The organism is Streptococcus sp. 5004, from assembly GCF_013276755.1.
Classification (GTDB): Bacteria; Bacillota; Bacilli; order Lactobacillales; family Streptococcaceae; genus Streptococcus.
Genome location: NZ_VMLP01000002.1, coordinates 22,520 through 45,063, shown reverse-complemented (window position 1 = coordinate 45,063; position 22,544 = coordinate 22,520). Strand labels below are relative to the sequence as shown.

Below are 22,544 nucleotides of genomic sequence, written 5' to 3'. Positions count from 1 at the left end.
CGATAAAGAAAAGGTAAGAAAAATGAAACATTTAGAAATTGAATTGAAAACACTATTGAAAAAAGATGAATATGATCGTCTAAAAGAGCAGTTCACTGGTATCACTCCTGTTCTTCAAAAAAATTACTACATCGACACGCCTAATTTTGAACTGCGAGAAAAGAAAGTTGCTATGCGCATTCGAACTTTTGAAGACTGGGCAGAATTGACACTCAAAGTCCCACAAAGTATCGGAAACATGGAATACAATCAAAAATTGCAACTAAAAGATGCTGAAAACTATCTGGCTAAGGAAGAACTTCCTCAAGGGCTAGTAGTGGATGAATTGGTGAAACATGGTATCCAAAGTAAAAAGTGGCAGGTTCTTGGTTGTCTAACAACGCTTCGCTATGAAATGCAAACAGCTATTGGTCTCATGGCGCTAGATGAGAGTCAATACTTTGATATGACAGATTACGAATTGGAGCTTGAAGTGGAAAATCACGAGCAAGGCAAACAAGATTTCCAGCAATTTTTAGAGGAAAATCAGATTGCTTATCAAAAAGCTCCTTCAAAATTAGTTCGATTTGTCAAAAGCATGAAAAATAGCTGAAATAATCTTCATTTTTTGGTAAAATATAAAAGATAAAAATACACAAATCCCAGTTCATATAGGTAAGACAGATATAACTAGGATTTATAAAGTTTACAGAGGACGGTCTATAATGTCAGATAGAAAAAATATGAAACTTTTCGCACTCAACTCTAACCAAGAGATTGCACAGAAAATTGCACAAGCTGTTGGTGTACCGCTTGGAAAACTATCATCACGTCAATTTTCTGATGGAGAGATCCAAGTTAATATCGAAGAGAGTGTTCGTGGATACGATGTTTACATCATCCAATCTACAAGCTTTCCTGTTAACAACCACCTAATGGAATTGTTAATCATGGTTGATGCTTGTGTGCGTGCAAGTGCTCACAGTATCAACGTTGTCCTTCCGTATTTTGGCTATGCACGTCAAGACCGCATTGCTTGTCCTCGTGAGCCACTTACAGCAAAACTAGTTGCCAATATGCTGGTTAAGGCTGGGGTTGATCGTATCCTGACTCTTGATTTGCATGCCGTTCAGGTTCAAGGTTTCTTTGATATTCCAGTCGATAATCTTTTCACAGTTCCCCTATTTGCAAAACATTACTGCGATAAGGGCCTACTTGGTTCAGATGTTGTTGTCGTTAGCCCTAAAAATTCAGGGGTGAAACGTGCTCGTAGCCTGGCTGAATATCTTGATGCTCCTATCGCCATTATCGACTACCCTCAAGACGATGCAACTCGCAACGAAGGTTATATCATCGGTGATGTTGAAGGTAAAAAAGCTATCTTGATTGACGATATTTTAAATACAGGCCGCACCTTCTCTGAAGCTGCTAAAATCGTTGAACGTGAAGGGGCTACAGAAATTTATGCTGTTTCCAGCCACGGTCTCTTCGTCGAGGGAGCTGCTGAACTTCTTGACAATACTAAGATTAAAGAAATTCTTGTGACTGATTCAGTAGCAACAAAAGAAAAAACTCCTAAAAATGTATGCTACATCACTGCTAGTGAGTTAATTGGTGATGCTATCGTCCGTATCCACGAAAGAAAACCAGTCAGCCCACTCTTTGCCTACAACAAAAAGAAATAAGGTGATTCTTTGATTTATTTGGACAATGCTGCGACGACTCCTATGTCAGCAGTTGCTATTTCAGCTATGACCGAGCTTATGCAAGGAACCTATGGAAATCCTTCTAGTATTCATGGTCATGGTCGTCAAGCTGGTAAACTCTTGCGAGAAGCCCGTCAGGAACTAGCTCAGTTACTGGGGACAAAACCTCAACATATCTTTTTCACTTCTGGTGGGACTGAAGGCAACAATACTGCCATCATTGGCTACTGCCTTCGTCATCAAGAACAAGGAAAACATATCATCACAACTGCCATTGAGCACCATGCCGTCCTTGAAACCATTGATTACTTGGTTCAACACTTTGGTTTTGAAGCAACCATTATCCAACCAGAAAATCAAGAAATCACAGCCCAACAAATTCAAAAGGCCTTACGTGATGATACGATTTTGGTTTCTACCATGTTCGCCAATAATGAAACTGGAAACCTACTGCCCATTGCTGAAATTGGCCAAATACTCAAGCAACACCCAGCCGCCTATCATGTCGATGCTGTTCAGGCTATTGGTAAGATCCCTATACACCCAGAAGAATTGGGCATTGATTTTCTCACTGCTTCTGCCCACAAGTTCCATGGTCCTAAGGGAATCGGTTTTCTCTACGCATCTAGCATGGACTTTGATTCCTATCTTCATGGCGGAGACCAAGAACAGAAAAAACGAGCCGGAACTGAAAATCTAGCTGCCATCGTGGGTATGGTTGCAGCCCTAAAAGAAGACCTAGAAAAACAAGAAGAACATTTCCAACATGTACAAAATCTAGAAACTGCCTTTCTGGCAGAGCTAGAGGACATTCAATATTACCTGAATAGAGGCGAACACCATCTCCCTTATGTTCTCAATATTGGATTTCCTGGACAGAAAAATGATCTCTTACTCCTTCGTCTAGATTTGGCTGGAATTTCAATCTCTACTGGCTCAGCCTGTACGGCAGGCATTGTCCAATCCAGCCATGTTCTTGAAGCCATGTACGGAGCAAATTCAGAACGCTTGAAGGAATCCGTTCGCATCAGTTTGTCGCCACAAAATACTGTTGAAGACCTACAAACCCTCGCAAAAACCTTAAAAGAAATTATCGGAGGTTAGCCATATGGCATTTGAAAAAACCATTCAGTTAAAAAATTGTCGTTACGACTACACTCTTAGCCCTTCTGTTAAAAAATTCACCCTCAAAGATAACACCTTTTTTGAGACTAAGGTTGGTAACTATGAACTGACTCGCCTTTTGGAAAAAGTGCCAAACAGTGGTGAAGGCTTCCAACTCAAAATCATCATTAACAAGGAACTTACAGGGGCTAAAATCAATATCACTGACAAGTTTGGTCTTCGTCTGGTTGATATTTTCAAATCAGAAGACCACCACATTCATCAGGAAAAATTCTACTTCCTCATGGATAGCTTAGTAGAACGTGGTGTCTTTACAAAATCTGAAAGATAGGTCCCATATGTTTCAACTGACCTATAAAGACAGCTATCATGTAGAGCGGACTCTCAAGTATGAAGATTATGAGGCTCTCATGCTAGCTCTGTCAGGATGTGTGACTCTGCCAGATACACTTTATGTAACTTCTTTGACCTTTAAAGGGCAGGAAGTTTACCAAGGTCTGGTCGGAGACCTCTACCGTTTTCTATCACATGCAGATTTTTTACAACAAAACTAAGATTTTTCTTAGTTTTTTCTTGTTTTTGTTGATTTTTTCACAATGTTTCTATAAAATAGAAGAATAGAAAGGTTGTGATTTTGTGAAAGATAAACAGTCTGCTATTCCAAAAGCTACAGCGAAAAGACTCTCTCTCTACTATCGAATTTTTAAGAGATTTCATGCAGAAAAGATTGAACGTGCCAACTCTAAACAAATTGCAGAGGCTATCGGTATTGATTCAGCGACAGTTCGTCGTGATTTTTCCTATTTTGGTGAACTAGGTCGTCGTGGTTTTGGCTATGATGTCAAAAAACTGATGACGTTTTTTGCCGATTTGCTCAATGATAACTCCATTACCAATGTCATGCTAGTAGGTATTGGAAATATGGGCCATGCCCTTCTCCACTACCGCTTCCACGAGCGTAACAAGATGAAGATTATCATGGCCTTTGACCTAGATGACCATCCTGAAGTCGGTACCCAAACTCCTGACGGGATTCCCATTTACGGAATTTCTCAAATCAAGGATAAAATCAAGGATGCTGATGTCAAGACTGCTATCCTGACCGTTCCCAGCGTCAAGTCACAAGAGGTCGCTAATCTCTTGGTTGATGCTGGCGTAAAAGGAATTCTTAGTTTTTCACCAGTCCATCTGCATTTACCAAAAGATGTGGTCGTTCAGTATGTCGATTTGACAAGTGAACTCCAAACCCTCCTCTATTTCATGCGAAAAGAGGATTAGAAAGCGAAAATCATTTTATGAAAAAACCAGTTATAGGGATTACAGGAAACGAAAAAACTCATCCTGATGATGACATCATGATGAGCTACGCAGCAAAAGGCTTTGTTGAAGGCGTTAAAGACGCTGGAGGGATTCCCATCATCCTACCGATTGGTGATCAAGAAATGGCCTGCCACTATATCAGTATGATTGACAAGCTCATCTTGACAGGTGGGCAAAATGTTGATCCAAAATTCTATGGTGAACCAAAAACCATTGATAGCGATGACTACCACCTTCAAAGAGATATCTTCGAACTAGCCCTCATCAAGGAATCTATCAAACAGCAAAAGCCGATTTTCTCTGTCTGTCGTGGGACTCAGCTTTTTAACGTTGCCATGGGCGGAACTCTGTACCAAGATATCGAAGACCATTGGCAGGATTGTTCTGCCGAGTACACAACTCAACGCTTGGTGACAGAGCCTGATACAGTTCTTCGAGAAATCTATGGAGAAATTTCCCATATCAACTCCTTCCACCACCAGAGCATCAAGGATTTAGCACCAAATTTAAAGATTGCAGCTCATGATCCTAAAGATGGTATCATTGAGGCTGTCATGAGTACGGATGATGTTCCCTTTCTCGGTGTCCAATGGCACCCAGAATTTCTATTTGAAAATCGTCCCAAAGATAAAAACCTCTTTGACTATGTCGTTAATGACCTTTAGATTAAATCCGTCTTTTCACGGTAACTAAAGTAACTAGAATGTGAGACAATCAAATGGTCCAAGAGGACAATTCCCATCAGGTCACAGGCTTCTTTGACAAGTTTAGTGACATGATCATCATTCCGGCTAGGAGCTACTGCTCCCGAAGGATGATTGTGAACCAAGATGAGTGAAGTCGCCATATGCTTGATGGCATAGTGAAGAATCTCTCGCGGTTCAGCGATACTACGAGTTGCAGAACCGATAAAAATGGTCTGTTGATGGATGATTTGATTTTGAGTATTGAGATAGAGCGCCACCAGGTGCTCTTGTTTTTTATGTCCCAATTCCTGCTGCATCTTCTTGGCCAACTTTTGACTGCTGAGAATACTTTCCATTTCAAGGGTCTCATGTTTATGAATACGATGCCCCAATTCAATCATAGCTTGCAACTCTATAGCCTTAACACGACCGATACCAGACAGACTCTGCAATTCCTGCAGGGTCATTTTTTTCAAATCCGTTAGGCTTGAAAGGTTGTTCAAGACTTTCTGGGCAATTTCAAAAACGCTGGCTTGACGTGTTCCTGTCCTAAGTAAAATAGCTAGCAACTCTTGGTTACTGAGCGCTTCTACTCCTTCCTTGGCTAGTCTTTCTCTTGGCAATAGTGAATCTTCTTGGAATGAAATACTGTACATAAAAATCCTCCTCACTTTATTATTCGTGAGAAGGATGGAAAATTAGATTTTTTTCTCAATTGGGGCTACACTAGCTAAAAGTTTTTTCAAACCTACTTCTGGGAAATTGATTTTTAATTCCTGAGTAGCTCCGTTACCTGAAACTTCCAGAACAGTTCCCTCTCCCCATTTCTTGTGGAGGGCAATATCACCAATAGACCAATTTGCCTCGCTAGACGCTGATTTTGTGCCAGCTATAAATTGACCAAATGGGAGACCGCTTGACTGGATAGTTTTTGGAGCAGCACTGCGTTTACGGTCTTGGAGGGCCTGCGCCAAACTCATACCTTGACCGAAGGCAAGGCCACCACTACTATATGATGCTTTAAAGCTTGTATTTGCTGGACGAGCCAACCCTTGATACTCAAGTAAGTCTGAACTGATTTCGTTAATAAAACGAGTCGGACGATTGTAGTTGGTACGACCAAAAAGCAGGCGCGAGTTGGCATTGGTCAGATAGAGAATTTTCTCTGCACGCGTAATTCCTACATAGGCCAGACGGCGTTCTTCTTCTAATTCATCTTGATCTTCAGCTGCACGGCTAAGCGGAAAGACATTTTCTTCCATCCCAATCAAAAAGACAACTGGAAACTCAAGACCTTTGGCAGCATGCAGGGTCATCAAGGTCACTTCTGATGTCTCCTGACTGCCTGAATCTGTGTCTGCAATCAAGGCCAAATCATTTAGGAAACGACTCAGTTTATCCAGACCAGTTTCCTCTTCTGGCCCATCAGAGATGTCATCAAAGTTTTTCGTCACAGAAAGGAACTCTTCAATATTTTCAACCCTAGCCTTGCTTTCTAAGGTCGCTTGAGCATTTAGAATATCGACGTAACCTGTTTTTTCTAGGACGGCCTCAACCAACTCTGTAATATTTAATTGATCTAGCTGCTCTCGTAAATCTAGAATCATATTGGCAAAATCCCAGATAGACTGGACTGCTTTACCCTTGATACCAGATAACATGATATTAGCTGAAGCATCTAGCATGGACATATCTTGCATATTCGCAAAGTCACGGATTTTCTCAACTGTACCTGGCCCAATTCCACGTTTAGGCTCGTTGATAATACGCTCAAAACTGATATTGTCACTCAAATTGGCAATAAGATTAAGATAAGCGATAATATCGCGGATTTCCTTACGGCTGTAGAACTTGGTTCCTCCGACCATTGTATAAGGAATATTGGACTTAAGCAAGGCTTCCTCAATAGTACGGGACTGGGCATTAGTCCGATAGAGAACTGCAAAATCCTTGTGAAGGAAGTTTTGACTCCGACCAAGTTCATCGATGGTTTTGGCTACAAATACAGCCTCATCCAGCTCATCATTGGCACGATAGTAAACGATTTGCTCCCCATCAGCATTTTGAGTCCAGAGATTCTTAGGACGGCGGTTTTTATTGTTTTTAATGACCTCGTTGGCCGCTTGGAGAATGATTTTGGTGGAACGGTAATTCTCCTCCAACAAAACAACCTTGGCTTGGGGATAATCTTTCTCGAAATCCAAGATATTCTGCATGTCAGCACCACGCCAACCGTAGATGGACTGGTCAGCATCCCCAACCACACAGATATTTTTAAAACGGGAAGCCAAGAGTTTAACCAATTGGTACTGTGCGTGGTTGGTATCTTGGTACTCATCAACATGGATGTACTGAAATTTTTGCTGGTAGTAGGTCAAGACATCAGGATTTTGATCAAAGAGACGCAGAGTCAGCATAATCAAATCATCAAAGTCAACCGACTCCGACTGACGAAGCTCTTTCTGATAGGCTGTATAACACTGGGCCACGATTTGCGTGTACATATCTCCAGCTTGGGCAGCATAAGCCACATCATCAATCAAATCATTCTTAGCATTGGAAATAGTTCCTAAAATGCTCCGTTCATTCCATTTTTTCGGATCCAAGTTTAACTGCTTAAGAATGCGTTTCATAAGAGTTCGCTGTTCACCAGGATCCACAATAGTAAAATTACGATTGTAGCCAATATGGTCCGCATCGCGACGCAGAATACGCACACACATGGAGTGAAAGGTCGCTATCAAACAGTCCTGAGTGGCTGGATTGAGGCTATAAGCACGCTCTTTCATCTCACGCGCAGCCTTATTAGTAAAGGTAATAGCCAAGATATTCCACGGATTGACAAGCTTTTCATCAATCAAATAAGCGATACGGTGGGTCAAAACTCGGGTCTTTCCAGAACCAGCCCCCGCCATGATCAACAAGGGACCTTCTGTCGTTTGCACCGCCTCAGCCTGACGGTCATTCATTCCATTTAATAATGCGTTCATCTTCTCTTCCTTACTCTTGAAGTCAATATTTCTATTATATCAAAAATCAAGGAAAATATCTTTAACTAGACTGGTTACGTGTAGAAGGCAACTTCTTATATCTAGATAAAAAATGAGCTTGGATATTATTTCCAAACTCATTTGATTTCAATTAAACTATTAGAACAAGCCTAGAACGGTTCCGTCACTTTCAACATCCATGTTGAGAGCTGCTGGTCGTTTTGGAAGACCTGGCATGGTCATGACATCGCCAGTTAAGGCAACGATGAAGCCTGCACCTAATTTTGGCACCAATTCGCGAATGGTAATTTCAAAGTTTTCAGGTGCTCCAAGTGCATTTGGATTGTCTGAGAAACTGTATTGAGTTTTAGCCATACAGATTGGCAATTTGTCCCAACCATTTTGAACAATTTGAGCGATTTGCGTTTGAGCTTTCTTCTCAAAATTTACTTTGCTACCACGGTAGATTTCAGTGACAATCTTTTCAATCTTTTCTTGGACAGAAAGGTCATTGTCATACAAACGTTTATAGTTAGCTGGGGTTTCAGCGATGGTTTTGACAACTGTTTCGGCAAGTGCTACTCCACCTTCTGCACCATCAGCCCAGACACTAGCCAATTCAACTGGTACATCGATTGAGTCACAAAGTTCTTTCAAGGCTGCAATTTCAGCTTCAGTATCAGAGACAAATTCATTGATTGCTACAACTGCAGGTACACCAAATTTACGGATATTTTCAACATGGCGTTTCAAGTTGGCAAAACCGGCACGAACTGCTTCTACATTTTCCTCTGTAAGAGCATCCTTAGCCACGCCACCATTCATCTTAAGGGCACGAAGGGTTGCAACAATAACTACTGCATCTGGATATGTTGGCAAGTTTGGTGTCTTAATATCAAGGAATTTCTCGGCACCAAGGTCAGCACCAAAACCAGCTTCTGTGACTGTGTAATCAGCTAAGTGAAGGGCTGTGCTTGTTGCCAAGACTGAATTACATCCATGAGCAATATTGGCAAATGGACCACCGTGTACAAAAGCAGGTGTACCGTAAATTGTCTGAACCAGATTTGGCTTAATAGCATCCTTCAAAATCAATGCTAAGGCACCCTCAACCTGCAAATCGCCAACAGAAACAGGTGTACGATCATAACGATAACCGATAACGATATTAGCCAAACGGCGTTTCAAATCTTCAATATCAGTCGCCAAACAAAGAATTGCCATGATTTCAGAAGCAACTGTAATATCAAAACCATCCTCACGAGGAATACCGTTTAGAGGACCACCAAGTCCAACGGTTACATGACGAAGTGCACGATCATTCAAGTCCACTACACGTTTCCAGAGGATACGACGTTGGTCAATCCCCAACTCATTCCCTTGGTGCAAGTGGTTGTCAATCAATGCTGAAAGAGCATTATTAGCAGTTGTAATGGCATGCATGTCTCCAGTAAAGTGGAGGTTGATGTCTTCCATTGGCAGCACTTGGGCGTAACCACCACCAGCAGCACCACCCTTAATCCCCATTACTGGACCAAGAGATGGTTCGCGGATAGCAATCATGGTTTTCTTGCCAATCTTGTTCAAGGCATCCGCTAGACCAATGGTAATAGTTGATTTCCCTTCACCTGCAGGTGTTGGGTTGATAGCAGTAACCAAAATCAATTTCCCAACTGGATTGCTCTCAACTGCACGAATTTTATCAAAGCTGAGTTTAGCCTTGTACTTTCCATACAACTCCAAATCATCGTAAGAAATACCAAGTTTCTCTACAACATCAACGATTGGCTTCAACTCAATACTCTGTGCGATTTCAATATCTGTTTTCATTCAAAACTCCTCTAACCTCTAATGTGATAATTCATTATAACACAAAACAAGATTTTTAACATCCTTAAACTCTCTAAACGTTCGTAAATATCCCTGTTTTTAAGATTTTTAGAGTCCTTTCTTAAATTTTATATGGCTTTATAGTTTGAAACTATAGAATAATGAAAAAATAATTTAGTCAAGAAAATAGCTGTCAATTTCAGATAAATTATGTAAAATTATTGTATCTTCAATTTCTAATTTTTCTGCCAACTCAATAGAATATTCAAAACTAAGTTTAGTGTTTAACGATAAATCAAACGAGTAATCTTGTAATTTACCCAGTTTTTTATATTTTTCTATGATTTCATTATAAATAGCAAGATAATGCTTATCTAATATTTTTATGTAATTATTCAGATTTTCCTGGTAGTCTTGAATGATTTTTTGTTCGCTATCATTTAATATTCCCTTCCCTATTTCCCAAATGATTAAGCTGGCTATTGAACCTACTACAGAACCTAGAACTGGTATAGGAATCATTGCTTGACCAATACAAGCACCAATTGTTGCAAAGGAAGCATCCATTACATTTAATATCAAGAGATTCATAAATTCATCTTGGGTTATTTCTGTAGATCTATACTTTAGAACAATGTCTATCATTCCATAAGTTGCCGTAACTAAAGCACTGGCATTTGGAGCACTAATCCCCAAGACATTTGTTAATCCGTAAATGGAATACCCAGATATTGCACCCTTTACAACTCCTTCAGCTGTATTCAATCCACAATCTAACCAATCTGATTGTTCGAATTCGAAAATACTTTTTCCATCTTTATATTTTCCATACACACTTGACATCAAAGCTAACCCCCCCTGTAAAAAAGCGGCGTTCCTTGCAATCTTGTTAGCTTCTTTTATTCTTGGTAATGAATTTTTTTGTGCTACTAACCGTTTTCTATTTAACTCTTGTTGTTTTAGTCTGACAGTTTTACAAATATTCCTCTCCTCGGAATCTAAAATGGAATTTATTGAATTTCTTTGAGCATCATCATAATTTAGAACAGATGATTTCATCCAAGATTTATATGAAGTAAGTCCCTTGCTTTCGGTAATATCATTAATCATTTGTCGTATATCCGTAATTTGTTTAATAGATAATCGTTTACCATTAAATTCAACTTCTTTGGCCCCAGCCATTATTTTTTCAAATACTAGAACGTGATCTTTTGGAAACATCATTCTCATTTTTGCACTGTAATTAAATGATTGAGCTAGTTCATCACGTAAATTATTATAAAACTTCATTTGAATGGTATTTCTACCAATTAACAAATCAGCTGGTCCATTATCATTCAATACTTTTACAATAGGATGTAATCCTTCAAAAGCTCTTCTCGCATTCACAATTCCTGCTTCTGCAAATTCAGCAATAAAACCGTGACCGCCGTATTCACCTCCACGATTCTTTAGAATAACGTCTTCAATGTTATCTCTAGCATAGTTTAAGATTTTAGAGGCATTGTCCTTGTTTAAAATGACATTACGAGCTTCATCCTCAATCATTTTCATAGCAATTTGTAAGTCTTGAATTCTTAAGTTATTTAAGCAATTGATATATGCTCCAATACCTTGGTTAAATGCTTGATTAAAAATTTGATTAACCATTTATTTTAATTTCCTTATTTATCATAGCTGTCAGTGATAGTGTTGAATTCACTAAATTACCTGCTTTATATTTTTCATCTTCAGTAAATAAGCTATAGTCCATTCCAGTTAAAGATAAATTGGCTAAATAAATTCCTTCTGTTTGTTTTTCAGTTAATTCTATTAATTCCGTAACTTCTATTACTTTTTCTTTAAGTTGTCTAGCCAACAATTCTACCTTTTTCTGTTCCTCTATAGCCTCTTTTGCAACTTCTTCATTTTTCCTATTAGCTACTACACCAGCGCCTACAGAAGCGGTCAACATAACGCCTGCAATTCCCCAACCGACAGGACCAGCCAATGCTAAAAATGCGTTACCGGCTGCCACTCCACCGCCACCAGCTGCTACACTTCCACCACCTAACCAAGCCAGAGCGGCGCTATTTGCTGCAGCACCTGTCAAACTTGAAATTGCAGTACCTGTTGATGCAACACCAAATGTAGTTGCAACACCCATAGCGGCAGTAGGACCTAAAGTTGCAACTGTTACTCCTAATGCGCTAAGAGAAGCCGTAGTCGCTGTGCTACCACTTGCTAATTCAGCTTCCTTAATTGACTGTGAAATAGCAATTTGCTTATCTTCAAAATTCTGAATTTCAACATCAATTTCTTCTAATTTTGTTTCAAACTCTTTTGGCTTATTTGCTAGCTTACTAATTCTTTCTTCAATAATTTTTACAACTTTGACCGCTTTTTCCCTAATCTGATAGAGTTCTGTTGATTTATTAGCTAAATTATCAGCTTCATCGTTATACAATCTTATAGATTCTTTATATCCCTCGACAGCTTCTTGTCTAAGTTTAGAATTAAAAAGGTCAACAGCATCAATTTGTTCTTTCGTATTATTCACTATTTTACCTGCTTCATTAAAAGTTTCCGATGAAGCTTTAGTTACATGTTCTACCACATCACTAGCTACCCCAATAGCTTTTTCAGAAACATCTGTGATAACATCGCCAACCTGACTTGAAACATCTTCAATAACTTTTACAGACTCTGTAATAGCTTCTCCAGTAAATTTACCTGCTTCATTTAATACTTTACTGGTAGCGGATCCAGCATCATTCAATACCTTACTAGCTTCTTTTGTAAAATTGTCAGCAAATTTAAAAAAAATTCATTCAGCATTCTCCTTATTGCATATATTTCTATTATCCTATAAACAGGAGAGATTGTCAAAATCGACCATATATTAATTTACTTAATTTTCATCACTTTCATTTTACTTACCGTTTATTTTTGTGTACAATAGTGCTATGAAAATTTTAGTTACATCGGGCGGTACCAGTGAAGCTATTGATAGTGTCCGCTCTATCACTAACCATTCTACAGGTCACTTGGGAAAAATCATCACAGAAACCTTGCTTGCTGCAGGGCATAAAGTTTGTTTGATAACAACAAAACGAGCTCTAAAGCCAGAAGCCCATCCCAACCTAAGCATTCAAGAAATTAACAATACAAACGACCTTCTCCTTGAAATGCAAGAACGTGTCAAGGACTATCAAGTCTTGATCCACTCAATGGCTGTTTCTGACTACACTCCTGTCTATATGACAGGGTTTGAGGAAGTTCAGGCTAGCTCCAATCTGGAAGAATTTTTAAGCAAGCAAAATCATCAGGCTAAGATTTCTTCAATTGACGAGGTTCAGGTTTTGTTCCTGAAAAAAACACCCAAAATCATCTCTCTAGTCAAGGAATGGAATCCTGCTATTCATCTGATTGGTTTCAAACTGCTGGTTGATGTTAACGAAGACCATCTGGTTGACATTGCTAGAAAAAGTCTTATCAATAATCAAGCAGACTTAATCATTGCAAATGACCAGACTCAAATTTCAACAGACAAGCATCGTGCTATCTTTGTTGAGAAAGATCATCTTCAAACAGTCCAGACTAAAGAAGAAATTGCAGAACTCCTCCTTGAAAAAATTCAAGCCTACCATTCTTAGAAAGGAAAGATATGGCACATATTCTCTTGGCTGTAACGGGGTCAATCGCCTCTTACAAGTCGGCAGATTTAGTCAGTTCTCTAAAAAAACAAGGTCATCAAGTCACGGTTTTAATGACTCAGGCCGCTACAGAGTTTATCCAACCTTTGACACTACAGGTCTTATCACAGAATCCTGTCCACCTGGATGTCATGAAGGAACCCTATCCTAATCAGATTAATCATATCGAACTTGGAAAAAAGGCAGATTTATTTATCGTAGCCCCTGCAACAGCTAACACCATTGCAAAGCTAGCCCACGGCTATGCTGACAACATGGTAACCAGCATAGCTCTAGCCTTGCCCAAAAATATTCCTAAACTAATAGCTCCTGCTATGAATACAAAAATGTATGACCATCCGGCAACTCAGACTAATCTGAAAACATTAGAAACATACGGCTATCAGCTGATTGCTCCGAAGGAATCCCTACTAGCTTGTGGAGACCATGGACGAGGAGCTTTAGCTGACCTCACAATTATTTTAGAAAGAATAAAGGAAACTCTCGATGAAAAAACGCTCTAATATTGCACCTATTGCTATCTTTTTTGCAACCATGCTCGTTGTACACTTTCTGAGCTCGCTTGCCTTTAACCTTTTTCCATTTCCAATCAAACCGACCATTGTTCATATTCCTGTCATTATTGCCAGCATTATCTACGGTCCACGAGTTGGGGTTACACTTGGATTTTTGATGGGGCTACTTAGCTTGACGGTTAACACAATTACAATTCTACCGACAAGCTACCTCTTCTCACCATTTGTACCAAATGGGAACATCTACTCAGCTATCATTGCCATCGTCCCACGTATTTTGATTGGTTTAACTCCTTATCTGGTCTATAAACTGATGAAAAATAAAACTGGTCTGATTTTAGCTGGTGCCCTTGGTTCACTTACCAACACAGTCTTTGTACTCGGTGGAATTTTCTACCTTTTTGGAAATGTTTTTGATGGTAATATCCAAAAACTCCTAGCAACCGTTATCTCAACAAATTCAATTGCCGAATTAGTCATTTCCGCAGTTCTAACCCTAGCCATTGTTCCAAGATTACAAACTTTGAAGAAATAAAAACAATCTCCGCTTTCATGCTTGAAGGTGGAGATTTTGTTCTGTATATTTTATTTTTTAGTGAAATTTTTACCAGTAAAATATATTGAAATAAGATACCAACAAATAGATTAGGGAATTCAAATTAATTTCTAGAAATATTTTATCATTCATGATATACTCTTCCAGTTTCAAACTACTATATTTATACTCAATGAAAATCAAAAAGTAAACTAGGAAGATAGCCGCAAGTTGCTCAAAACACGGTTTTGAGGTTCTGGATAGAACTGACGAAGCCAGCTCAAAATACTGTTTTGAGATTGCAGATGGAAGCTGACATGGTTTGAAGAGGTTTTCGAAGAGTATTAACTAAAAAACGACCTATAAACCCAAGTAAATACTTGATTTATTGTCTTGTTTATTGTACTATACTAGTGTATATACAGTTAAAAAGGAGATTCTTATGAATACACGGAAAAAGACACAATTTATGACAATGACTGCCCTCTTAACGGCTATTGCGATTTTGATTCCAATTGTTATGCCTTTTAAGATTGTCATTCCACCTGCTTCTTACACTTTGGGGAGCCACATTGCTATTTTTATCGCCATGTTCTTATCGCCCTTGATGGCTGTTTTTGTCATCCTAGCCTCTAGTTTTGGATTTTTGATGGCTGGCTATCCTATGGTTATCGTATTTCGAGCTTTTTCCCATATCTTTTTTGGGACTTTGGGAGCTCTTTACCTACAAAAATTCCCCGATACCCTAGATAAACCAAAAGCTTCCTTGATTTTCAACTTTGTTTTGGCTGTTGTTCATGCCCTTGCTGAAGTATTGGCCTGTGTCGTTTTTTACGCAACTTCCGGTACCAATGTAGAAAATATGTTTTATGTTCTCTTTGTACTAGTTGGATTTGGCACAATTATCCATAGTATGGTAGACTATACATTAGCACTAGCTGTCTATAAAGTGCTTCGAAAACGCCGTTAAAAGGAAGAACTATGACAAAAGATCGCAAACAAGCCCTGCTCCAACTCTTGAAAGAAGCTCCTAAAGCCCTCAATGGCCAAAGTTTGGCTGAACATTTTCATGTCACTCGACAAGTTATTGTTCAAGATATTGCAATTTTAAGAGCTGATGGAGCTCCAATTCTATCTACCAATCGTGGTTATATCTATAAGCAAATTGAAACCAATCCTTATGTTCACAAACTTTTTAAAGTCAAACATGAAGTTGAAGAAATCGGTCAAGAACTCCTTGCTATCATCGATAATGGAGGGCGTGTCCAGAATACCTTGATTGACCATCCCGTTTATGGAGAAATTGAAACCTTGCTGAAACTGTCTTGCCGCCGAGACGTGCAACATTTTCTAGAACAAGTCGAGCATTCTGACTTTAGACCTCTGTCTGAATTGACAGATGGCATCCATTACCACCTAGTCGAAGCTGAAACACAACAAGACCTCCGCTATATCGAGGAGGCCTTGGATCAGCTAGGTTATTTAGTAAAGGATTAGAAAATTTTCTTTTCCCAATCGTCTTCTGTACGGCGAGGGTAGAAAAATTCAGATTTGTCCGGAGTTTCCATCATCTCCATCAAGGGTAGCATATCATAGGCCAGATTCAAGTTTGGAATCTGGTCTTTTTGAATCCAATAGCTCAAATAGTAACAATGATATTTAAAAACTACATTGAATGAAGATGAATAAGTACCTACTTATTGAAAATATATCACCAGTTATGTTGATCAACATTATCCTTAGTCACAAGATAAATTGGAGAAACTGTTTCTTTTTCCAGTTTTTTCCCTTGATAATGATCTATTGCTGATTGAATAGCAATTTCACCCATCTTAGCTGGTTGCTGAGCAATAGTGGCAGTAATATCACCTTTTGCAATAGCATCATGTGCATCTGGTTGACCATCAATACCAACAATTAATACATTGCTAAGACCAGCTGCTTTTACTGCTTGTGCAGCTCCTAACGCCATCTCATCATTCTGTGCAAAGATTGCTTGTACTTCTTTGTTTCCTTGAATCATATTTTGCGCTGTATTCAAAGCTTTTGCGCGATCAAAATTAGCAGATTGACTAGAAAGAACATCTAAATTTGTCTTTGAAATTTGTTCAAATCCTTTACCTCTATCTACTGTTGCAGAAGCACCAGGGACTCCTGATAATTCAAAAGTTTTTGCTTTTTCTCCCAATTGCTTGGTAATAAATTCGGCAGCCATTTTACCTGCTTCTACGTTATCAGAAGCAACAGTTGTCAAGACTTCACCACCATTACTACCGCGGTCAATTAAGATTACTGGAATATTTGCATTATTAGCAGCTTTAATAGATGTAACAATTGCATCAGAATCAACTGGATTAATTAGTAAAGCATCTACATTTTGACTAATAAAATTCTGAATATCATCTGCTTGTCTAGCAGCATCATCTTGTGCATCTGCTATCTTCAAAGTTACTTCTTTTTCTCCTGCGGCTTTTTCAAGACCATCTTTCATAGCTACAAAATAGGGATTGTTAGTAGTCGAAATAGAAACTCCTAATTTTAATTCTTTTGCCGACTTTTGAGTCGTAGATTTATTATCATTTGATGAATTTCCTAAACCAGTTTTTCCACAAGCTACTAAAGCAAAAATAAATGTTACAAACAAAGCAAAAATGCTAATTTTTTTAATAATTTTCATGTTATTACTCCTCGTAATATATATCTATAGGGATAGTTTCCATCCCGACTATTGTTCGTCATCTAATAAATTGTTGCTATTTCCAAAAAAATTGAAAATGATTCTACTGTTTTACAACTTTAAAACGATCAATCAGAACAGCAATTAAAATTACAACTCCTTTTACTACTTGCTGCCAAAATGCTGAAACACCAATAATATTAAGTCCATTATTCAAAACTCCAATAATTAAAGCACCTATTAGAGTCCCCAGTATACGACCTTTACCTCCTGATAATGAGGTTCCCCCAAGAACAACAGCTGCAATAGCATCCATTTCATAACTAGCACCTGCTGTTGGTTGAGCAGAACTTAAGCGTGATGTTATAATCAATCCAGAAATTGAAGCCATCATACCTGAAATTGAATAAATGATAATTTTCACTTTATTTAGTTTCACACCTGATATATATGCTGCTTTTTCATTCCCCCCTATAGCATACACAGATTTACCAAATGCTGTTTTATGAAGTAAAACATATAAAACAATAAATACAATAAACATAATAATTACAGGAAATGGAATTCCTACTATGTAACCTTGCCCCAAAAATTGAAATAAGAATGTATCACTTAATCCTTTTGTAATAGGATTCCCATTTGTATAAACAAGTGTTGCGCCTCTAAAAATAGTCATAGTTGCTAAAGTAACGATAAATGGAGCTAATTTCCCGTAGGAAATCAATAACCCATTCATCATCCCCAGAATGCAACCCAAAATTAAAGAGATGAGAATTGCTAACGCAACAGGCATTCCAGATCCTAATAAACCAGCTGTTAGCGCACTGGATAAGGCTAAAATTGATCCTACTGATAAATCAATTCCACCTGTTAGAATAACAAAAGTCATTCCAAAAGCAATCAGTGCATTTGATGTTACTTGCAATAGTAAATTTAACAGATTATTTGCTGTTAAAAAATTTGAATTGATAATAGTGATGACAGCCATTAAAATTATCAATGCTATTACTGTTGTCAATTCTGACATATACTTCATAGTATTTTTCACACTATTGTCCTCCTGTAGCTAGTTGCATAACTTTTTCTTGTGTAGCTTCTTGACGTGTTAATTCTCCACTAATTCTTCCTTCATGCATGACCATAATACGATCACTGACTCCGATCACTTCTGGTAAATCTGAAGATACCATAATAATCGGCACACCTCGTTCAGCCAATTCATTCATTAATTGGTAAATTTCACGCTTAGCACCAACATCTACCCCACGAGTTGGCTCATCTAGAATCAGTACTTTTGGAGCAATACCTATCCATTTTGCTAAAACTACTTTCTGTTGATTACCACCAGAAAGTGTTCCAACTTCCTTATCTGGATAACCTGATTTAATTCGTAGCCTATCTATTAAACGTTGTACAAATATACCACTTGTTTTATTATCGAAAATGCCATTTTTAACAAAATCACGAGTACTAGGTAAAGTCATATTATCTTTAATAGAAAAATCTAAAATCAATCCCTCATCTTTACGATCTTCTGTTAAGAAACCAATTCCATGCTTAATTGCTTCAAAAGGATTTTTAATTATCAGTTGTTCTTCGTTTATTATAATTTGACCAGATTTTAAAGAATCAATTCCAAAAATTGCTCGCATTATTTCAGTACGACCAGCACCCATCAAACCAGAAAAACCAAGAATTTCCCCTTGACGTACATAGAAAGAAATATCCGTAAAAGCATCACCAGAAAGATTCTTAGCTTGAAAAACAACATTCCCAATCTCAGCCTTTTTTTCTGGATAATAATCTTCTAATTCACGACCTACCATCTTCTGAACTAATTCATCCGCATTAGTTAACTTCGTTTTCTTAGTATCAATTACAAACCCATCCCTCATAACAGTTATAAGATCTGTAATCTTAAAGATTTCTTCCATCCGATGTGAAATATACACAATACCTACACCATCAGATTTTAATCCTTCTATCACTTTAAAAAGTGTTTCAGTTTCACGATCAGTTAAAGCTGCTGTGGGTTCATCCATAATTAACAAGGAAACTTCTGATAATAAACATTTTGCTATTTCTATCATTTGTTGTTGTCCGACTGATAATTGACCAATGATTGCATCGAGAGGAATAGATATATTAAGACGTTTAAATGCTTCTTTAGCTTTCCTTTCCATACTAGCTTTATCTAAAAACCCAATCGAATTTTTTATTTCTCTTCCTAAAAAAAGATTATCAAGTACAGTCATATCTGGCCAAGTATTCATTTCCTGATGAATAAAACTCAGTCCAAACCGTTCTGCCTCTTGAGGATTAGAAAATATTTTTTCTTTTCCATCAATAAAAATAGTTCCTGAAGTAGCTGGAAAAAGTCCAGTTAAAATATTCATTAAAGTTGATTTGCCTGCACCATTCTCTCCCATTAAAGCATGAACTTCTCCTGAATTAAGAACCAAATCAATACTTTCTAAAACACGATTATTCCCAAAAGATTTTGAAATGTTCTTCATTTCAATTTTCATAGGCAACCCCCTTCTAAATAATAACTCCTGATTGCAAGATTATATTCGAATATGGTGTATCTTCCCCAGTGCGAATAACTGCCTTAACTTTAGTATTCATAGCTTTCAATTCTTCATGACTAATATATTCAATAATTATATTCGATCCTAAAAGATCTAGAACTGCTTGCCACTGTTCTTTGTTTTTTTCCTTAATTTCTTCTGCTAAGAAAATTTTTTCAATAAGTACATGATCTGAATATTCTTTTAAAACTTCTAAAAAACTTGGACTACCTTTTCTTAATGCTAAATCAATTTTATCAACACCTTTTGGAACTGGCAATCCTAAATCTCCGATACAAACCAAATCCATATGACCTAAATCATCAGCTAGTTTTGCTATATTACTATTTAAAATCCCATATTTCTTCATATCCTGAATGCTCCTTTATTTCTTTCAAACTCGGCATGCCTCCTTGCGCTCCAAATCTTTGAACAGAAAGATGTGAAGCAATTGTTGCAAAGGACAATGCAACATTCATCTCTTTTCCTTTTGAGATAGCATAAGCAAAAGCACCATTAAATGTATCTCCTGCTCCTGTAGTATCAACTACTTCTGCTTTTATAGCAGGAATCTTCTGAACTACTGCCCCATCATAATAAATGGAACCTTCAACTCCTAATGTCACAATCATTTTATTAGGATAAATTTTAATAATTTCTTCTAATTTCTTATCTGGAAAAAGCTCTGAACATTCATGCTCATTAGGAGTAATAAAATCACAAAAAGGAATCATCTCTATATCTGTTTCTCTAGCTGGTGCAGGATTGTAAAGCACCTTAACTTTATTTTCTTGGCAAAATTTAGCTATAGATAGATTGGCTTCATGTGGTATTTCATTCTGTAATACAACAATACTTGCATCACTAATCAATTCCCACTCATTTTTCCAATCATTTGTTTTAACTAAATTATTCGCTCCGGGATAATAAATAATCCTATTATCACCTCCATATAAAGTAATTTGTGCAACTCCCGTAAATTGTGGTACCGTTCCCACATGTTCTGTAGAAATATTATTATTTTGCAGATTACTTAGTAAATCTGCTGAAAAAATATCTTCTCCGACGTTTCCAAATATGTAAATATTATCTTCTACACTGGATAATCTACCAATAGCTACAGCTTGATTTGCACCTTTTCCACCTGGAACTATATTAAACGAATCCCCAAAAATCGTTTCACCTCCTTCTGGAATCCTTTTTGTTCTCATAACTAAGTCTATTGAAATACTTCCAACAACAACAATTTTACTCATTACTTTCTCCTTAATGTATTTCTTTCTACGTATCTAACAGGTAGTTTAATTTTAGCTTCATCTATAGAGAACTTATTTGCCATATTATAGATTAGCTTTGCAGCCTGTTCTCCCATTTTATATGATGATTGGTGAATAGTTGATAAAGAAGGGTAAATAAATTGACTAAGTACAATATCATCATAACCAATGATTTGAATATCATCTGGAATTTTTTTCCCAATTGCTAAAATTTCATGAATATAAGCTATTGCATGAATATCAGAAGGTGCTATAATACTATCAATATTTGGATTTCTTTTTAGATTCTCTTTAGCTTCTTTTTGAATTTTTTTAAAGTCAAACGTTTCACTTTCTTCAATACGAATCTCTAAAGATTTATTCCTCAAATAGTTTAAACTTGCTTCAAACCGTTCCGCGATATTCTCGGCTTTATCATCTAAAACTTTAATAATCAGAACTTGTTTAGCACCTGCATTACAGATTGCTTCAGCAGCCAAACGACCACCTGACTGATTATCAGAAAAAACACCGTAACCTGTATCTTTACTAATTCGGTCAACTACAACAACAGGTAATGATAAATCCGGATATTCTTTTGTGAAGTCATGTGTAGTAATAATGCCAGCAGCATTTGTTTTTAACAGTAAATTAACATATTCACTCAAAGATTCTTGGTCTGAAATCGTACCAACCATAATTCTATAACCTTTATCTTTCAAATATGATTCAGCGCCTCGAACCAATCTTGGGAAGAAGGGATTTGAAATATCTGGTAATAAGAGTCCTACCATTTGGTTTTTTTTAGTTTTCAAAGATTGTGCTAATACATTTGGTGTGTAATTTAATTTTTTAATCGCATTTTTTATTTTCTCTCTCGCATCATCTCCAACATAACCTTTTTTTGATATATATCTTGAAACCGTTGATTTTGATACTCCAGCTTCTTCAGCAACCTGTTTTATTGTAGTCATCATTCCTCCTTCTTACGTTGTGGAACCGTTCCCTTATTCTATAGTAAACGTTTTCTTTTGATTTGTCAATACTTTTCTAAAAATATTTTAAATTTATTTCAGAGTACATATATTTTTCCAAATATATTATTACTATTACACAAGAAACACAACAAGACCTCCACTATATCGAGGAGGCCTTGGAGCAGCTCGGTTATTTAGTAAAAGACTAGAAGATTTTCTTTTCCCAGCCATCTTCTGTACGATGGCGGTAGAAAAACTCTGACTTGTCGGGAGCTTCCATCATCTCCATCAAGGGTAACATATCATAGGCCAGATCCAAGTTTGGAATCTGGTCTTTTTGCACCCAAGAAACTTCTCCCTCTTCTGAAGATTGAAGGGTACCAGAGAACTCAGTCGCCTTATAACAAATGACAATATAGCGCCCACCTGTATCTAGTGGCCAATTTTTAATACCGACAAGTTGAGGATTTTGGATAGTCAATCCTGTTTCTTCATAGATTTCACGAATGACTGACTCTGCAAAAGACTCGCCATTTTCTACATGACCTCCTGGAAAGGCATAACCAGACCAGCGATTGTTTTCAGGAGCGCGATACTGCATCACCACGCGCTGGTTTTCTAGGTCTTCAATCAGACAAATATTTGTTAAAATCGTTAATTGGGAACGGGACATGGATTTACTC

At 37.5% G+C, this 22,544-nt stretch carries 24 protein-coding genes and 2 pseudogenes; 13 read left to right on the top strand and 13 right to left on the bottom strand.

What is annotated here, in order from left to right:
- Nucleotides 1-22 precede the first annotated feature (22 nt).
- The 7 genes from HT685_RS00410 (at nt 23) to HT685_RS00380 (ending at nt 4,795) form a co-directional block, all read left to right on the top strand.
- Nucleotides 23-592, top strand: coding sequence for a CYTH domain-containing protein (locus tag HT685_RS00410; RefSeq protein ID WP_173225877.1), 570 nt, complete (start codon nt 23-25; stop codon nt 590-592).
- A gap of 112 nt (nt 593-704) precedes the next feature.
- A complete protein-coding gene (locus HT685_RS00405) occupies nt 705-1,664 on the top strand; it encodes a ribose-phosphate diphosphokinase (protein ID WP_049524085.1) in 960 nt (319 codons plus the stop codon).
- Nucleotides 1,665-1,673: 9 nt separating this feature from the next.
- The gene (locus tag HT685_RS00400) at nt 1,674-2,789 is read left to right on the top strand and encodes a cysteine desulfurase family protein (protein WP_173225875.1); all 1,116 of its coding nucleotides are present in this window, start codon (nt 1,674-1,676) and stop codon (nt 2,787-2,789) included.
- A gap of 4 nt (nt 2,790-2,793) precedes the next feature.
- Nucleotides 2,794-3,141, top strand: coding sequence for a DUF1831 domain-containing protein (locus HT685_RS00395; RefSeq protein ID WP_000863540.1), 348 nt, complete (start codon nt 2,794-2,796; stop codon nt 3,139-3,141).
- Nucleotides 3,142-3,148: 7 nt separating this feature from the next.
- Nucleotides 3,149-3,364 (top strand): DUF4649 family protein, encoded by a 216-nt coding sequence (locus HT685_RS00390; protein ID WP_173225873.1) that lies wholly within the window; start codon nt 3,149-3,151, stop codon nt 3,362-3,364.
- A gap of 82 nt (nt 3,365-3,446) precedes the next feature.
- On the top strand, nt 3,447-4,088 hold the full coding sequence (locus HT685_RS00385) for a redox-sensing transcriptional repressor Rex (protein WP_000653417.1): 642 nt from the start codon (nt 3,447-3,449) through the stop codon (nt 4,086-4,088).
- Between the two features lie 17 nt (nt 4,089-4,105).
- On the top strand, nt 4,106-4,795 hold the full coding sequence (locus HT685_RS00380; RefSeq protein WP_173225871.1) for a gamma-glutamyl-gamma-aminobutyrate hydrolase family protein: 690 nt from the start codon (nt 4,106-4,108) through the stop codon (nt 4,793-4,795).
- On the opposite strand, the gene radC is transcribed toward HT685_RS00380, so the two are convergent.
- From radC to HT685_RS00355, 5 genes are all read right to left on the bottom strand, one after another.
- The gene (gene radC, locus HT685_RS00375) at nt 4,792-5,472 is read right to left on the bottom strand and encodes a DNA repair protein RadC (protein WP_033688879.1); all 681 of its coding nucleotides are present in this window, start codon (nt 5,470-5,472) and stop codon (nt 4,792-4,794) included. The genes HT685_RS00380 and radC overlap by 4 nt on opposite strands.
- 42 nt (nt 5,473-5,514) lie before the next feature.
- On the bottom strand, nt 5,515-7,806 hold the full coding sequence (gene pcrA, locus HT685_RS00370) for a DNA helicase PcrA (RefSeq protein ID WP_173225869.1): 2,292 nt from the start codon (nt 7,804-7,806) through the stop codon (nt 5,515-5,517).
- Between the two features lie 159 nt (nt 7,807-7,965).
- Nucleotides 7,966-9,636 carry a formate--tetrahydrofolate ligase gene (locus HT685_RS00365; protein ID WP_173225867.1) on the bottom strand — a complete coding sequence of 557 codons (1,671 nt, stop codon included), beginning with the start codon at nt 9,634-9,636 and terminating at the stop codon, nt 7,966-7,968.
- Nucleotides 9,637-9,810: 174 nt separating this feature from the next.
- On the bottom strand, nt 9,811-11,286 hold the full coding sequence (locus HT685_RS00360; RefSeq protein WP_173225865.1) for a hypothetical protein: 1,476 nt from the start codon (nt 11,284-11,286) through the stop codon (nt 9,811-9,813).
- A complete protein-coding gene (locus HT685_RS00355; protein WP_188110136.1) occupies nt 11,279-12,394 on the bottom strand; it encodes a hypothetical protein in 1,116 nt (371 codons plus the stop codon). The genes HT685_RS00360 and HT685_RS00355 overlap by 8 nt, the downstream gene beginning before the upstream one ends.
- Nucleotides 12,395-12,581: 187 nt before the next feature.
- On the opposite strand from HT685_RS00355, the gene coaB reads away from it, so the two are divergent.
- The 5 genes from coaB to HT685_RS00330 all read left to right on the top strand — a co-directional run bounded on the left by coaB (nt 12,582) and on the right by HT685_RS00330 (nt 15,878).
- Nucleotides 12,582-13,271, top strand: coding sequence for a phosphopantothenate--cysteine ligase (gene coaB, locus HT685_RS00350; RefSeq protein ID WP_173225863.1), 690 nt, complete (start codon nt 12,582-12,584; stop codon nt 13,269-13,271).
- An 11-nt stretch (nt 13,272-13,282) separates the two neighbouring features.
- On the top strand, nt 13,283-13,834 hold the full coding sequence (gene coaC, locus HT685_RS00345; protein ID WP_173225861.1) for a phosphopantothenoylcysteine decarboxylase: 552 nt from the start codon (nt 13,283-13,285) through the stop codon (nt 13,832-13,834).
- Nucleotides 13,818-14,381, top strand: a complete 564-nt coding sequence (locus tag HT685_RS00340) for an ECF transporter S component (protein ID WP_173225858.1) — start codon at nt 13,818-13,820, stop codon at nt 14,379-14,381. Before coaC ends, HT685_RS00340 begins: the two co-directional genes overlap by 17 nt.
- A gap of 442 nt (nt 14,382-14,823) precedes the next feature.
- Nucleotides 14,824-15,351 carry an ECF transporter S component gene (locus HT685_RS00335; RefSeq protein WP_173225856.1) on the top strand — a complete coding sequence of 176 codons (528 nt, stop codon included), beginning with the start codon at nt 14,824-14,826 and terminating at the stop codon, nt 15,349-15,351.
- A gap of 11 nt (nt 15,352-15,362) precedes the next feature.
- Nucleotides 15,363-15,878: a transcription repressor NadR gene (locus HT685_RS00330; RefSeq protein ID WP_138707768.1), complete on the top strand. Its 516-nt coding sequence runs from the start codon at nt 15,363-15,365 to the stop codon at nt 15,876-15,878.
- Here the strand turns inward: HT685_RS00330 and HT685_RS00325 are convergent.
- The 7 genes and pseudogenes from HT685_RS00325 to HT685_RS00295 form a co-directional block, all read right to left on the bottom strand.
- A pseudogene (locus tag HT685_RS00325) lies at nt 15,875-16,015 on the bottom strand (NUDIX hydrolase); the annotation flags it as partial. The gene HT685_RS00330 and the pseudogene HT685_RS00325 overlap by 4 nt on opposite strands.
- Nucleotides 16,016-16,092: 77 nt before the next feature.
- Complete coding sequence (locus tag HT685_RS00320) at nt 16,093-17,058, bottom strand: substrate-binding domain-containing protein (protein WP_000691495.1); 966 nt, start codon at nt 17,056-17,058, stop codon at nt 16,093-16,095.
- Nucleotides 17,059-17,161: 103 nt separating this feature from the next.
- Nucleotides 17,162-18,106, bottom strand: coding sequence for a ribose ABC transporter permease (gene rbsC / locus HT685_RS00315; protein WP_119943467.1), 945 nt, complete (start codon nt 18,104-18,106; stop codon nt 17,162-17,164).
- A gap of 1 nt (nt 18,107) precedes the next feature.
- Nucleotides 18,108-19,586 carry a sugar ABC transporter ATP-binding protein gene (locus HT685_RS00310; protein ID WP_173225852.1) on the bottom strand — a complete coding sequence of 493 codons (1,479 nt, stop codon included), beginning with the start codon at nt 19,584-19,586 and terminating at the stop codon, nt 18,108-18,110.
- Nucleotides 19,587-19,599: 13 nt separating this feature from the next.
- Nucleotides 19,600-19,998 (bottom strand): D-ribose pyranase, encoded by a 399-nt coding sequence (rbsD, locus tag HT685_RS00305; RefSeq protein WP_000759835.1) that lies wholly within the window; start codon nt 19,996-19,998, stop codon nt 19,600-19,602.
- Complete coding sequence (rbsK, locus tag HT685_RS00300; protein WP_173251355.1) at nt 19,973-20,884, bottom strand: ribokinase; 912 nt, start codon at nt 20,882-20,884, stop codon at nt 19,973-19,975. The genes rbsD and rbsK overlap by 26 nt, the downstream gene beginning before the upstream one ends.
- The gene (locus HT685_RS00295) at nt 20,884-21,858 is read right to left on the bottom strand and encodes a LacI family DNA-binding transcriptional regulator (protein ID WP_173251358.1); all 975 of its coding nucleotides are present in this window, start codon (nt 21,856-21,858) and stop codon (nt 20,884-20,886) included. Before HT685_RS00295 ends, rbsK begins: the two co-directional genes overlap by 1 nt.
- A gap of 143 nt (nt 21,859-22,001) precedes the next feature.
- On the opposite strand from HT685_RS00295, the pseudogene HT685_RS00290 reads away from it, so the two are divergent.
- Nucleotides 22,002-22,070 (top strand): annotated as a pseudogene (locus HT685_RS00290) (DNA-binding transcriptional regulator); the annotation flags it as partial.
- Here HT685_RS00290 and HT685_RS00285 read toward each other — a convergent pair.
- A complete protein-coding gene (locus HT685_RS00285) occupies nt 22,067-22,534 on the bottom strand; it encodes an 8-oxo-dGTP diphosphatase (protein WP_173251360.1) in 468 nt (155 codons plus the stop codon). The pseudogene HT685_RS00290 and the gene HT685_RS00285 overlap by 4 nt on opposite strands.
- Nucleotides 22,535-22,544 lie beyond the last annotated feature (10 nt).